Source organism: Mycobacterium uberis (assembly GCF_003408705.1).
GTDB lineage: Bacteria > Actinomycetota > Actinomycetes > Mycobacteriales > Mycobacteriaceae > Mycobacterium > Mycobacterium uberis.
Map to the genome: position 1 here is coordinate 1 of NZ_QAYL01000007.1, position 14,059 is coordinate 14,059.

The 14,059-nt window shown below is 54.7% G+C and carries 14 protein-coding genes and 4 pseudogenes; 8 read left to right on the plus strand and 10 right to left on the minus strand.

Annotation, left to right across the window (positions count from 1 at the left end):
- Positions 1–376 precede the first annotated feature (376 nt).
- From MUBE_RS05810 to MUBE_RS17455, 6 genes and pseudogenes are all read right to left on the minus strand, one after another.
- Complete coding sequence (locus MUBE_RS05810; protein ID WP_116539824.1) at positions 377–1,618, minus strand: PPE family protein; 1,242 nt, start codon at positions 1,616–1,618, stop codon at positions 377–379.
- Positions 1,619–1,745: 127 nt separating this feature from the next.
- Complete coding sequence (locus tag MUBE_RS05815; RefSeq protein ID WP_116539825.1) at positions 1,746–2,030, minus strand: PE family protein; 285 nt, start codon at positions 2,028–2,030, stop codon at positions 1,746–1,748.
- A gap of 351 nt (positions 2,031–2,381) precedes the next feature.
- Positions 2,382–3,403 (minus strand): annotated as a pseudogene (locus MUBE_RS05820) (transposase); the annotation flags it as partial.
- Between the two features lie 887 nt (positions 3,404–4,290).
- Positions 4,291–4,725, minus strand: coding sequence for a carboxymuconolactone decarboxylase family protein (locus MUBE_RS05825; protein ID WP_116539826.1), 435 nt, complete (start codon positions 4,723–4,725; stop codon positions 4,291–4,293).
- A gap of 71 nt (positions 4,726–4,796) precedes the next feature.
- The gene (locus MUBE_RS18885; RefSeq protein WP_279386674.1) at positions 4,797–4,928 is read right to left on the minus strand and encodes a hypothetical protein; all 132 of its coding nucleotides are present in this window, start codon (positions 4,926–4,928) and stop codon (positions 4,797–4,799) included.
- Between the two features lie 257 nt (positions 4,929–5,185).
- A pseudogene (locus tag MUBE_RS17455) lies at positions 5,186–6,580 on the minus strand (aldehyde dehydrogenase family protein); the annotation flags it as partial.
- 199 nt (positions 6,581–6,779) lie between these two features.
- Between MUBE_RS17455 and MUBE_RS05835 the strand changes: the two are divergent.
- The 8 genes and pseudogenes from MUBE_RS05835 (at position 6,780) to MUBE_RS05855 (ending at position 12,775) form a co-directional block, all read left to right on the plus strand.
- Positions 6,780–7,403 (plus strand): TetR/AcrR family transcriptional regulator, encoded by a 624-nt coding sequence (locus tag MUBE_RS05835; RefSeq protein WP_243632878.1) that lies wholly within the window; start codon positions 6,780–6,782, stop codon positions 7,401–7,403.
- Positions 7,404–7,433: 30 nt separating this feature from the next.
- Positions 7,434–7,762 (plus strand): annotated as a pseudogene (locus MUBE_RS20015) (nuclear transport factor 2 family protein); the annotation flags it as partial.
- Positions 7,763–7,877: 115 nt separating this feature from the next.
- Positions 7,878–9,005 (plus strand): NDMA-dependent alcohol dehydrogenase, encoded by a 1,128-nt coding sequence (locus MUBE_RS05840; protein WP_116539919.1) that lies wholly within the window; start codon positions 7,878–7,880, stop codon positions 9,003–9,005.
- Positions 9,006–9,255: 250 nt separating this feature from the next.
- Positions 9,256–9,432 (plus strand): hypothetical protein, encoded by a 177-nt coding sequence (locus tag MUBE_RS17460; protein ID WP_243632879.1) that lies wholly within the window; start codon positions 9,256–9,258, stop codon positions 9,430–9,432.
- Between the two features lie 352 nt (positions 9,433–9,784).
- Entirely contained in the window at positions 9,785–10,279 is a 495-nt protein-coding gene (locus MUBE_RS17465; RefSeq protein WP_243632880.1) for an NAD(P)/FAD-dependent oxidoreductase, read from the plus strand.
- Between the two features lie 334 nt (positions 10,280–10,613).
- Complete coding sequence (locus tag MUBE_RS17470; RefSeq protein WP_243632881.1) at positions 10,614–10,862, plus strand: hypothetical protein; 249 nt, start codon at positions 10,614–10,616, stop codon at positions 10,860–10,862.
- 248 nt (positions 10,863–11,110) lie between these two features.
- Positions 11,111–11,544: pseudogene (locus MUBE_RS05850) on the plus strand (hypothetical protein); the annotation flags it as partial.
- An 826-nt stretch (positions 11,545–12,370) separates the two neighbouring features.
- Complete coding sequence (locus tag MUBE_RS05855) at positions 12,371–12,775, plus strand: HIT family protein (RefSeq protein WP_116539828.1); 405 nt, start codon at positions 12,371–12,373, stop codon at positions 12,773–12,775.
- A 187-nt stretch (positions 12,776–12,962) separates the two neighbouring features.
- Here MUBE_RS05855 and MUBE_RS20020 read toward each other — a convergent pair whose 3' ends face one another.
- The 4 genes from MUBE_RS20020 to MUBE_RS20035 form a co-directional block, all read right to left on the minus strand.
- Positions 12,963–13,133, minus strand: coding sequence for an ATP-binding protein (locus MUBE_RS20020; protein ID WP_424399045.1), 171 nt, complete (start codon positions 13,131–13,133; stop codon positions 12,963–12,965).
- 42 nt (positions 13,134–13,175) lie between these two features.
- A complete protein-coding gene (locus MUBE_RS20025; RefSeq protein WP_424399046.1) occupies positions 13,176–13,337 on the minus strand; it encodes a hypothetical protein in 162 nt (53 codons plus the stop codon).
- A 10-nt stretch (positions 13,338–13,347) separates the two neighbouring features.
- Positions 13,348–13,479, minus strand: coding sequence for a hypothetical protein (locus MUBE_RS20030; RefSeq protein ID WP_424399047.1), 132 nt, complete (start codon positions 13,477–13,479; stop codon positions 13,348–13,350).
- Positions 13,480–13,650: 171 nt separating this feature from the next.
- The gene (locus MUBE_RS20035) at positions 13,651–13,815 is read right to left on the minus strand and encodes a hypothetical protein (protein ID WP_424399048.1); all 165 of its coding nucleotides are present in this window, start codon (positions 13,813–13,815) and stop codon (positions 13,651–13,653) included.
- Between the last annotated feature and the right edge of the window lie 244 nt (positions 13,816–14,059).

The following is a 14,059-nucleotide window of genomic DNA, read 5'->3' on the forward strand; positions in this document are numbered from 1 at the left end:
GACCCCGTCTTAGCTCAACAACACGACCCCATCACCCCAGTCGCCACACCAATCACCTAACACCCCAACTCCCGAACAAACCAAAAAACCGCCGAACCGTTTCCACCAGCTGTACCAACCGCAGAAAAGCAGCCCAAGCCAGGTACGCACGGAACGTAGGAACCCGGCTACAACCCAATTTGGTGAATCGTTGTAAAGGCAGACACGATCGGGAAGATTAGAGCAGCCATTTCGCAACGTCAGGAACATGCTACACGGGATACGTGACGGGATAACCCATTTATGTATCAAAATAGACTAACACGACGATCAACTATCAGTTCAACGGTGTGGACCACCATCCGGACTCAAACCACTTTAATTGTTAAGCCGAACATCAGGCCATTGCACTGTTCTCACCGTATACCGGATCATATACCGGATCACCGTATACCGGATCATATACCGGATCACCGTATACCGGATCATATACCGGATCACCTATCGGTAACCCTTCCGCGGTCGACATCAACCCACTTTCTGAGGTGACTATCGGGCTGGTATCGGCCCAAGTTTCCGGCACCCGCAACGCGCCAACCGACACGCCCTGGCCCAAGTCGGCAGCCACCAGACTCTCCAAACTCGAGCTTAACGCACCACAACCCGGCGAGTGTACAGCATTTTCGATCAACTGTTCACTTTGCGTTAATGATTCTACAGCATTGGCCGCTGTCGTTGGCACGATACCCTTCATCATTGGACCCATGCCGTCAACCATCGACAGACCCGTGCTGGCCATTGAGGCGATGTCGCTCATACACAGCATAGACTGTGCAACATTCTCATACATTGGCCCCTCATTAGGATAGGAAAAAGAACCAATACTCTCATCAAACGAATCAATACTCTCATAGAGTCGCTCCGCGGCTGCCGCCCCAGAAGCAGCTGCCGCCTCAGAGACGGCCGACGCCCCAGAGTAGCCAAACGAATCCATACTCTCATAGAATGACTCCGCGGCTGCCGGCCCAGAAGCGGCCGACGCCCCAGAGTAGTCAAACGAATCAAACGAATCAAAGGAATCGTCCGATGTACACGACCACACACAGTTGGAGACCAACATCGGTGCTGGCTCAAACTCTGGCGTTCTCGCTGTTCCCTCGAGCACAGCATCCCGATAGGCCATCATCGCCTCTGCGTTTCGGCTCCACATTTCGTTGTATTCGGCTTCCTTGTCCGCGATGCTAGAGGAGAATTGCCCGAACCAGTTGAGTGCTTGCAACACCTTAGTCTGCACGAGGTTCACGTACACCGTCAGCGGCGGCACCATCGTCTGGTAAGCCGTCTCGTAAGCGTTTGCCGCTACGTTGAGCTGATTCGCGGTTTGCTCGGCACACGTGGCGGTACTATTCAGCCAGTTCACATAAGACAGGGTCCGCCTTGCCACTGCCTCTGATGTCGGACCCGCAAATGACGCCGGCACCGCCTCGATCACTGTCTCCGCCACTTCCTCAGCAGCCGCAGCCAGATCATCCGACAGACCCTCCCATGCCGCAGCGGCGGCAAGCATCGGAGCAGAACCCACACCGCAATGTAGTAAGGCGGAGTTGACCTCGGGAGGCTGCGCTATAAAATCGAACATTCTGTTACCTCTTAATTCTTAAAGTATTCCTATTCTCGCTTATAGCTACTCAGATGCAGTGAGGGACGTCCACTATGAGGCCCCTGCGAGACTTAAAAACTCTCCACGTTCAGAGACGTTTTGGTGATCACATTTCATCGCTGATCATATATTCACCTGCAGCACTCTTCAAGCTCTGAACGAAATCCCGATGAATGTTCGCACCTCGAGCGGCGTGTGCCTGGTACCGTTTTCCGTGGCTACTATAGAACTGCGACAATAATTTTGACACTTCATCGGCAGCCGGGGCAGGAATTTCAGTTATCGCTGCAGAACACGCGGAATTACTTGCCATAGTGTTACAACCAATGCGCTCTAACCTACCGGCTGCCATAATCAGCCCACCTACATCTACTTTCAGAAAAAAAGACATACTATCTTCCTCTAGGTTCAACAAATCCCAAACTATTGCAAATAGCAAAAACAAAGCAATGCAAAAATTGAAACAACCTAGCTACCTAAGCTCTAATTCCACCGACTGCTTGCCGGTGCGAAGTGCGCTAGTAGTTATCTTTCAACAACATTTGCAGCACGCTAGACACCCTCGAATTTAAGTGAACTCTAGCTAACACACACATCACATCGTACACTTAACAGTCAGCTGAAATCAACTCAGCCGGAATCAACTGAGACCTCTCCGTACAGGGCGATCCCGGAGGGGCCACCTCCATCACCAAATCCAACACCACACCCGAAGGTCACGCACTTCATACATCGCGACCTCCCTCAGTGTTCGTGGCACACGATCACCTGCATATCCAAACCAGATCTGGCACCAGATTTGTTTGGGGGAGGCGTGGAATGCCAGAGCAAGTCAGCGCGAGCGGCTTCGAGATGTTCAGCCACCTTGGGTAACCTGTTTGGCCAGGGAGTCAATAGTACGCTCATATTGAGCAGTAACGGGTTATTCAGTAGGACTGACCGAGTACTGAGTGCAGTACTATGCGTATCCAGAGCTAGGAAGACTTTGGTGTGAAGGCCATTGAGGGTTGGTGGCGTAATGGGTACGATGCCGCTGCCAGGTACACGCCGGGCAGGCTGGATCCGATCACGGCGAGCAGTTTGACGTGAGCATAGTTGATGACTAATTGCACGTCAAAGAGCCCGCCCCGTCCTCGGTGAGGTTACCGTCGACACTCAGGATTTCCCGGTAGCCCTCGGAGTTGACGCCGACGGCGATCAATGCGTGCACGTTGACTACCCGACCGGCCTCACACACCTTGAGGACCAGGGTATCGGGCGCGACGAACGTGTACGGGATGGCGCTGAGGAGGCGAGTCCGAAAGGCTTTCACGGCCGTGTCGAGTTTCCTTGGTCATCACCGAGACCTACGACTTGGACGGACTCAATGATTCCCGGTGTTTCTACGAGCTTGTCCATCCACCTCGCGGACACCCCACACCAGATATCAAGGTAGCGATCACCGTGGTCAGCGCTATTTCAGCTTGCTTACGCCGCTCTAACAACCAATCTAATCGGGAAACACGAGCCGTGCCGCAGCTTAGGGCTAGCCAAAGCCAATGAACCCTGCGCTAGTGTTAAATTAGCGAGAATGCTGGTCGTTGTGTTGTTTGGTCTCTTCAGCACTGTGTTGCCTAGTATCCAGCATCGAACAGGCCATCAGCTTCTGCACCTATCAAGGCATGGATGAACGTGGTGAATAGTTTGCGCAGCATATCACGATGCGTAGTGATGAGTCGTTCAGCTAGCACTTAGGGTCAGGTCAATGTCGTGGGCAGTGATCATCGTGTCGATTCTTTTGCTCGAGTACCTTTGGACAGTTTCGCGAGAAATCTCGTGGTGACCTTCATCTATCTGGCTACGACACGCTGGGCCACTCGGCCAAGCCCGACTCATACACCAACTCGTTGAATTCTGGCGGGGATACGCCGCCTACAGCGATACTCCCTGCAGTAATGATCGATCCGGCTCGTCGTATGCCTGTCATCTTCGGGTCAACTCCATGAAATAGCCCGTCGGCCAATCATCACCATAGCGTGAAGTGGCTGAAAAGACCAAGCATACCTAAAATTGCTGGGCCCTAACCGCATCCAAAGGCCACTCGAACGAAGCAACAGCTGCTATACGAGCAAGGACAATTCAACACCCACTTCACAGTCACAACTATGCGGAAGAAGCAAGAGGTCCAATACGCGCAAACTACTGCAAATCTAGTCTAATTCGAGGTAGACATCATCGCCTGATCAAGCTGCTATGCATCCCCTGCTAAGTTCTAAGTTGCGGTGGTGATATAACATTCAAAATTTTCGGTGCTAGTGGTTACCTAATCAACTTGTAGAAGAAACACATTGCAGCACAAAGCGATATTGAGCATCCTAGCAATGGCTTCTCCCGTTTTACAGATGAGCCTTACCACGGACGATAGTTTGCTGCATGACGCATGCTAGCTCCTAACCCTCCACGCGCGGTACAACACTCGACTTATAACACGAATGTAAATTGCAAAGACCAGTTCACAACGTCCGACCAGCACCACGCCAATCCGCTCCCGACACATGATGGGCGCCAAGGACATACCAACTGCTGTCCTGCTTATCGGCGACACGTTGTGAATCCATCCATTACCCGGTCCTTAGCGGGCCGCCCCCTCTCGGCCCGCTAAGGAGCCCGGGCTAACCGGATTCGCCGGACTCCTTCGCGAGGATTTCAGCGACATTAGCCTTCAGATCCGCGGACGAGCAGTTGTCAGTCGCCTTCTCGCGCTTGGCCGCAACCCGCTCGATCGCATTGTTTAGCTGTGACCCTAGTGGGAAGCCGACGTAGTGGGTGATGAACACGGCGAGTTCGCGCAACTCGCCGAGGGTCAGCTCACCGGTATGCAAAATAGCGTTGACCTGAACCTCCAGTAGGTCCGACTGACCCTGAGCAGTCAGCACCGTGATGACCGCCATCTGGCGGTCGCGCATGGACAGTCCGGAACGGGTCCAGATCCCATAGAAAAGGTGGTCGACTGTCGGGGCAAAGTACTTGCCCGATGTATCGGGCATGTCCCATGCGTAGACCTGATTCGTCTTGTCCAGGCCAGCACGACATAACTCATCCATCATGCCTCTTTCTTCTTAGTAGGTAAGTCCGATTCGTTGGTTAGGCGCAGCACCCCAAGACCGGTAGCCATTGGTTAAAATGCCAACTGAGTCATCGGCAGCTCGACCGATACCGCTCCACCCGGTGCCAAGATCAAACTCACAACCCTTCTCCCCAGGCCATGGGTGTGCCCCAGCATCGGACGGAACAGGTCGTCAGGTTCCATCGGCATCGTCAACATTGCGGAACATGAACGCTCCTGCGCCATCGGTCAGAACTTTGTTGTGCTGCAAAATTTTCCCAAGTGCCACGATGTCCAATCCGCAATCGTCCGGCGAGCTGTAGCGCCTCGGCGGCAGCAGTGTAGGACACAAATGTCAGCATGTTGCGCGCCATTTTCATTCTGGCGCCCGCACCGAGTTCACCGACGTGGACCACTAGGGACGCCCACCGTTGAAACGGCTCCTTGCTGCGCTGGAACTTTTCATCGTCAACGCCCACCCTGGTGACCAATTCACCCTTTGCGACTACCGCACTGCCACCGCTGACCAGTGGTGCAACCACGACGCGAATCCCTTGCGGTGCGATCTTGCGGGCCAGGTTCACCACGGTGGTATCACTAATTGTGAAATGAATTGCAACGATGTTGCTCGGCTTGGTTTTTAGATCCAGTTTGCTCTCCCCGGCGACGATCTCACGCACCTGCTCACTGTCGAGCACGGCGACACTGATGATGTCAATGTCCGTCATATCCGATAAGGCGGTAGCCTCTGTGGTACCGATCTCGACTAACGGAGCCATAACCTCGGTGCGTATATCGAAGATTGCCAGATCGAGATAGCCCTGTATTCGATCCCGTTGTCGTGCCGAAACCAGCGGCCCACAAACAGTCCCTGGGTCACTGTGAGCATCGGGCTTGATCGACGACATGGTGGCCGCTGCAACGGCGACGCCCTCCTTGTAGCGGTCCCGCAACACCACCAGCCGGGTGGTTATCGCACAACCCTGCCCGGCATACACGCATGCCAAAAACGCCGATATGCCGCTGGCAGCAGCCAGGTCAGCGTCGTCTAGCACAACGAACACTGACTTGTCGCCGAACTCCAAGAACACTTTTTTGCTAGTGACAGTGACCTCGACCATCACACTGCAGCCAGTGGCTATCGAGTCAATAAACGAAATCATTTCTAACTGTGGATCTTTAACCAGCAGCACCCCCAGATCATGGTCACTAGAGATGAGGATGTTGACTATGACAGGCGAAAACTGACTGCACTCGAAGATAAGTTCGCCGAGTACTGTCGCGCACCACAGCGTGTCGAGCACAGGTTTCAGAACGACGGTATTACCTACAGCTAAAGCGGGACCCAACTCTGCAAGATTGATCTGGCGCGGGAGGTTCCACGAGGTAATCAAGCCGACGATGCCAACTGTTTCCCGTGCTATTGCACGCCGGGTGAGGATTCCCATCGGGGACAGCGCACCGGGACCCTGATTCCACAGGTACGACTTGGTCATGTCGGCCACGAACCCCAGGTCGTCAGCCGGGCCCTCGAACTGTGCGCTAGCGGTGAGCAGACGCGGAGCCCCCACCGCGGCGATACTCAGCTCTTGCAGTTCGTCAATGTGGTTACGCATCGCATCGCACAGCTGACACACACGCCGTACCCACAATTCGGTGTTGCCGGACCAACCGGTCTCGTCGAAGACACGCTGCGCAGCATCGAGGGCACGACCTACTTCCTCGACGTCAGCTTCGGTGGCAACTGCGAGTACTTCCTCGATTCCCGAATTAATCGGCGCACAGGTGCGCGCACCACCGCTCAACATTTTGCCGTCGATGAACAGCTCGCTCACGCCGTCGGCCAACAACACCATCTTCTGCTCCCGCCCGCGCACTTGTTAGTCAGCTGACCAATAGTAGACACTTGTCCAATGTAGTTATCTGGGTACGATAGCTGGCAAGCCAGTCGCCGTGCAAGCAGGGCCTGTTCCAGTTGTTATGAATATCTTAAATAAACAGCACATTTATCAATGAATCTTGTTTCGCTCCGCAGGGATCAGTTAGCTTATACATGTGTCCAGCACCGCACTGGTGGCAGTGCACACCGAGCGCCAGACCGGACCAGCGTCGCGCAACCGCCGCCAGGAAGAAACCTTCCGCAAGGTGCTTGCCGCCGGTATGGAAACCCTGCGGGAAAAGTCGTATGCTGCCCTGACCGTGCGTGCAGTGGCAGCGCGCGCCAAAGTGGCTCCGGCAACCGCTTATACCTACTTCTCGTCGAAGAACCACCTGATCGCCGAGGTCTACCTTGACCTGGTTCGGCAGGTCCCGTACTTCACCGATGTCAACGACCCATTACCCACCCGAGTAGATCAGGCATTGCGTCATCTGGCTCTGGTTGTAGCCGACGAACCCGAGTTTGCGGCCGCATGTACGACAGCGTTGCTCAGCGGCGGCGCCGACCCTGCGGTGCGTGCCACACGCGACCGGATCGGCACAGAGATCCACCGCCGCATCGCCTCTGCTATCGGGCCCAACGCTGAACCGGGCACGGTGTCCGCGCTCGAAATGGCATTTTTCGGCGCACTTGTACAAGCCGGCAGCGGCCGATTCACCTATCACGATATCGCTGACCGGTTGGCCGACGTGGTGAGCCTTATTCTATCCCGTAACCATTCGGATCGCACTGAGACATAGGGATGGAAAATCCTGCAAGACAAGCGGTAGCCATACGAGCAGGTCCTGATCGACGACAAGCAGGATGCAGTTATCAGCTTCTGCCAGCAGGTCTAGTAGGCCAACCCGACAGAGCGAGCAACCTCGAGTTCGAAGTGTACGGGATAGGCAGCAACTGGTTCCGCTATGCCTGCAACGGAAATGCAACTGGCAGCTCGACTTCTTCGACTTCAAGAAGACATCGGCACTCTACTTGACACTTGACGTTGATCCAAGCTGGCATGCTCTCCGCATGCATGAAGCGGATCTAACGCGGCATATCCGGCGAAAAGGTTCCCGGCTGCTACTGGCTGGGAAAGTATCCGGTACCCCTACTGTGACATGCGACAGCTACCCAGTAGCACCGTCCACATGCTGACCTACACTCAGCCCATCGCTCGTTGCAGCGGATACCAATTCGTTGCAGCGGATACCAATGATGAAAGCAGGTTCACTGTGAAGACCAAGGGTGCACTGATATGGGAGTTCAACCAGCCATGGTCTGTCGAAGAGATCGAGATCGGTGACCCGGTCAAGGACGAGGTTAAAATCCAGATGGAAGCTGCGGGCATGTGCCACTCCGACCACCACCTGGTCACAGGCGGGATCCCTATGGCAGGCTTCCCGGTGCTCGGTGGACACGAGGGTGCGGGTATCGTCGCCGAGGTTGGCCCCGGCGTGGGAGACCTCGTCCCAGGTGACCACGTGGTCTTGTCCTTCATCCCGTCCTGCGGACGGTGTCCATCATGTCAGGCCGGTCTGCGCAATCTGTGCGACCTAGGCGCCGGATTGCTGAGTGGCACCTCGGTGAGCGACGGCACGTTTCGGATCCAGGCCCGCAGTCAGAACGTCTACCCAATGACGTTGCTGGGGACGTTCTCGCCGTACATGGTGGTGCACCGCAGTTCGGTGGTGAAGATTGACCCGTCGGTCCCGTTCGAGGTCGCCTGTCTGGTTGGCTGCGGAGTCACCACCGGCTACGGCTCCGCCGTCCGCACCGCCGACATCCGACCGGGTGAAGACGTCGCCATCGTCGGTGTCGGCGGAGTTGGCATGTCAGCACTCCAGGGTGCGGTCAGCGCCGGCGCCCGCTATATATTCGCGATCGACCCGGTGGAATGGAAGCGTGATCAGGCTCTGAAATTCGGCGCCACACATGTCTACCCGGACATCGATGCTGCACTGATAGGTATCGCTGAAGTCACCTACGGGTTAATGGCCAAAAAAGTGGTGATTACCGTCGGCGAACTCAAGGGCGCCAATATTGACAGCTACCTGACTCTCACGGCCAAGAGCGGCACCTGCGTGCTGACCGCAATTGGCAGCCTGATGGACACCCGTGTGAACCTGAACCTCGCGATGTTGACCCTTCTGCAGAAGAACCTACAGGGCACGATCTTCGGCGGTGGCAACCCGGAGTACGACATTCCACAGCTGCTGGGGATGTACAAGGTCGGCAAGCTTAATCTAGACGACATGGTCACCCGCCAATACCGGCTTGAGCAGATTAACGAAGGGTACCAGGACATGCTGGATGGCAAGAACATTCGCGGCGTCATCCGCTACACAGACGCAGATCGATAACCGACAAGACAATAGGTTTTCCGATGACCGGACAGCTTTCCGTGTCTGTTGTAATCGGGACAAATCGGCGCCATGACGGCGCATAGCCAGGCTATCATGTCTCCGATGGAGACCATGTACAGCACGGCAGACAGGCTGCTCTCGGCAACATAGCCATGACTATTTCGCCGCCCGAGCAAAGGGTGGAATCTTCCTGATCACGTTCGACGCCAATGGATCCGACCATAATCACCCGGAGAATCCCAGCGGGATGCAACTATCCACTGACGTCGCAGTCAATGCGCATCGGGTGCTGGTAAGGGTAGTCTATGAGTACGACATCAAAATCCAACTTCAAGTCGTGCGCGCTGGGCCTGACAGGCTAGGGTGGGAGATATTCGGCGTCACGTCCTTAGGGCCGTCGATGATTCCCTTCTATCTGACCTAGCGTCCGTCAGCCGAGATCAGCGAATAGCGACTTTATCGAGTGTTCAACTTATTTCACAAAGCTACAGCGCGACATACCGTCGAGTCCGGACACGACGGCATTAAGCTACACATGGGCTCTTTCCTTGCTCCGCAACATAATCACAGTACCGATGACTACCGGAGTTACTCGGCTCGGAGTTGAGTCCGTGTGGTGCTGCAGACACTAGACGGGATTAGATCCGAGATCGGCTCTGCCCTGCCGACCACACTACGTACTTCCGGGTACGAACGAGTCACCGACGGGTGACCGATATATGAAACCGGATAGATAACAACCTAACTCGTCGTCTCAGGCGGATGCGCTCGGAGGCATGATCGATCGGCTTATCACCAGAACGGTCAACGACACTGACAACGGCGAGGAAGTCAACGTCGGTACCGTAACCGCAGTTAAGCAAACTGTTGACATGCTGACGATCGCCCTCGGCCGAATTTACCACCCCATTAGGGAAAGACATACTATAGCCTATAAGCATACCGATTTCATAGCAATGGAGCGTCTGCTGTTGGCCTATCCCAACCTGCTCCACAAACTGCTATCTGGGCAGGCGAGCCGAGTCCGTAAGTGCATCTCCTATGCAAACAGTATAGATGCAATAAGAACAGCGATTTTCGGTCGACTGTGCCGCAATTCCCACAATGGCAAAGAGCGCGAACTAGCAGCACCCCGTGCCACTTGCGCCAAGCACGTAGTGGTGAGTGTCGGCAGCCCAACCGGTCTCAAAGCCGCTCGCGTTGCCACCAAACGAGGTCACCACGTCACGCTTTTCGAAATTAGCGGCCAACTGCGCGAGGCCTTATGTTAAAGGCGTAGCGTACGCTTGGAGAGTCAGTCATTTTCATGATACCTATGCAACGATATCAAGCATAGCCCCGGAAAAGTACAGCTGGGCCACGTTGTTTCTCACGTCAATCAGACCGGATGCGATGGTGGTAGCTACCGGTAGCTAAGTCACCGTGCCGGCAATCCCGTGCACCGACCTACCCCACATAAACACTGGCACCAGGTTACATGATATTCTTGGCAGTTAGGCAAAATCCGCGGATTCAACCTGACAACGGCTGAGCACTTCTTAGTGGTCGGTTGGCTGCATCTGCTGGTACACCCCGCCGCCGTTCGAGTCGCCACCTTGCACATAGATGAAGATCGGTCGACGAGTCGACATCATTGATGGTGGCCTTGTCGCCCTCGAACTTATCGAATTTTTGACCTGTTGTGGCCGCCTAGTGTCAATACTCGAGGCCATCAAAGACATTGCTCCAAAAGGCAGTAACAAACGCAAGACCGAACACATGGATCGCCTCAACAGGTTAGATGTCACCATTTATGTTCGCGCAGAGGTCAAGCGGGTCAGGGTCGGCGGTGTGGTATTCACTCATTGGTGGTGAAGTTACCCGGGAACTTGCCGTCCACAGCGTCATGCTGACCGGAACACTCGAGCCCGACACCGCCCTGTTAGACGACGTGGTTGCCAGCTATGGCCAGTATCGATGTATATGCCGCCGACGATTGCAGCGGCGTTAGCCTTATTCGTAAAGTAATCGAGGACAGCGCGCGTGCGGTGTGCATCATTTAATTACACAAAGGATATTCCACCATGGCCCAAGTAGTTGACTCCCGGCACTGACCGCGTCGCAGTCAGTCGTCGTGGTGCTTGCGCGGAAGCCCACGACTGCTCGTGCTGGCTGGCTCTAATGGTCGACGATTTCTTCACCGAAGAACCGATTGGTAAGTCCATCACCAACCCGGATGGCACCGGCTTCCGAAGCAAGAAAGCCGTCAGCTTCATCTACTACATCAACATTACGGCTAAATCAGTTGACTGATCATATGCGAAGAGAAGTTTCCCTCCAGCTCGTCCGTATTATTTTGCTAAAAAGTAAATTTGGAGCAGGATTCACCAGCACCGTTCGTGGGATGTTCACCTACCGCATTAACGACGCCGGACTCATCATCAACATGCTCGGGTACTGGAATCGCGACGCCATGGCGTTCGGTAAGGAAAAAGTGAGCCACAGAATACTGCTAGCCGTTCTTAAATCATTTGTTTCACTATGTCATCAACGGTAACTGAGCAGTGGTTTTGGTCAGTGGTCTCCGATAGTTCCAAAGCATGGGTTCGGGTTGTATCGTTGATCGGGAGGCGATCGCAGCTGGTTTTGACACGTTGGACAGAGTGGCTGCGCCGAGCATGTGCAACCCCACCACCAACGCTCCCAACCGTGAACGACCCAACCTTCTAGACAAACCATGGACAAAGAAACCCGGAGCCCCACCCAACACAACCATGATGCGCTCAACATCGCGTTGCGTACCCTGCTGACGCGGGAAAATGTTTCAGCACAATGGCTTACCTTCCTCACGCGTTGTCACCACGACACTAAGAAAGCTGAAAGCCATCGCCAGCAAAGGACTCAACGGCAGGGATACTACCTTGCCTATAGAACAACGTGATCCACCTTGCTCAGGATACGCGTCATTACTTTGCGATTTTCGATAAAGGAAAAGCCCTAGTGCTTATCATATCAGATGATTCTCCTCCACGGAGGAACAAATTACATTGTATACCAAGGACTGTAGCTATACTCCGCCCGGCTGTTCCGTGCGACTATAGCGAAGTTCTCCACATCACCCCCAACACCGCCTGCTCCAACCTGGCGGTTGAGCCATCCGAAAACACGTCAACAGTGACACTGGACACTGAATGGATCCCATCACTCCACACTTGACCGCAGTGAACCGCGAATTAAATTAACATCTTCTGGCATCCCAAGAAACTCTTACGTGACGGAGACGATGACGAGGACAACAATCCAAGTGTAGTGTAACTACCCTGTACACCTAGCGCTCTGGGACACATCCCCTAACGGTGTTTCATCGTACATATGCTAAGGCCATGGCGACTATCTTCACCAAAATCATTAACCGTGAACTACCAGGCCGTTTCGTCTACGAGGACGACGACATCGTCGCATTCCTCACTATTGAACCGATGATACAAGGCCACACGCTGGTAGTACCACGCGCCGAGATCGATCAATGGCAGAACATAGATCCTGCGATATTTGGCCGCGTCATGGTCGTAAGCCAGTTGATCGGCAAAGCCGTATGTCAGGCATTCAACACTGAGCGGGCCGGGGTGATCATCGCCGGATTGGAAGTACCCCACCTGCACGTCCATGTGTTTCCTACGCGCAGCCTGAGCGACTTTGGCTTTGCCAACATCGACCGCAACCCGTCACCGGAATCTCTCGATGCGGCACAGGCCAAAATCAAGGCAGCCCTGGCTCAACTAGCGTGAGCTGGCGGTTGTTGCTGTGCTCAAACGTACACAGGCACCTTGCTAATCCGCGGTAATGTAACACGGAAGCAGCAACCTGACCTCGATGCGGCTGTCACGGTAACCACACCGCCGTGGACGCCCCACCAATGAGTCAACGATCGATAATTTCAGTCCGGTACCGCCACTGACCCAGGCGCGAGATAAGTCAAATGCTATAGAATAGCTTGAAAATCCACAGGGCATCCTCCAGACTGATACCTGGGCTCTTATCAGCGACTTCGCCCACCGAGTCGTTGCCATCGGTGCCGACTCGTACGGCGACACCGGCGTCTTCCGAGCTGTGCTGTAAGGCATTGGCAACAAGGTTGCTCAACACCTAGCGTATCCGGGGCTCATCGCTATGCCCCTAAGAGGGTATTTAGCCGTCGAAGACTTCCATGGTACTCGTGCGGTTAGGGTCGATCACCTGCGCGTCGTGCACGACATCGCTGGCCAGCACCAACAAGTCCATTCGACGGTGTTCGAGCAACCGTTGTACATCCAGGCAGGCCAACAGTAAATCATCCATCAACAGACTCATCCGGCTTGCCTCACCTTCTGCTCCGCGACATCAAGATGACCACGTCACGGGCAGCACCCTGCCGATACAACTCAGCAAACCCGCGAATGGTGATTAACGAGGTACGCGGTTCGTGGCTAGCGTCGGTGATGAACCGCCGCATCCGGTCCTCTGAACCACGGGCTTTCTTGGCAGAAGACGCCGAAGATGCCAGCGCTTCCTGAAGCTAGGTACGCCTTCCTTTTAACGCCAACGAAAGTCGTCCCACCTTGGTTCGGGGATCACGTTCCGGCATGCGGAGATCCAGCTAGCCCGCGGCTATCGGCGCAGTGGTTTAATCGATTTCGGCCAGCGGTCGCAGACTAGGGTGCACAACCGGATAACCGGCAATCCCGACCACAATCAGAACCACTATTCCGATGTCGAACTGCGACCAGACCGTGTGCCGCACATCGGACAGATCGATTGCCATCATGGTAAGACCGTACGGCCTCCGCACCGACATCCGCTTGTCACCGAATATTCGAGTTCGTTGACCGAGGAAAAGGTCGTAGGATTAGGGCTCACGTCATTGTTGGACGGGAACGCCGGTTCGGCGTTGCGGTCATTGATGACCGTAAAGGTGGTACCATCGGCACCAACACCCCATATATAAAACTTTGACATATATAAAACTTTGACGGCGGCCGGCCTGGGCCGAGAACCACGTAGGGCGGATCGGTCCCTGATTGCCGTGGTGCCTG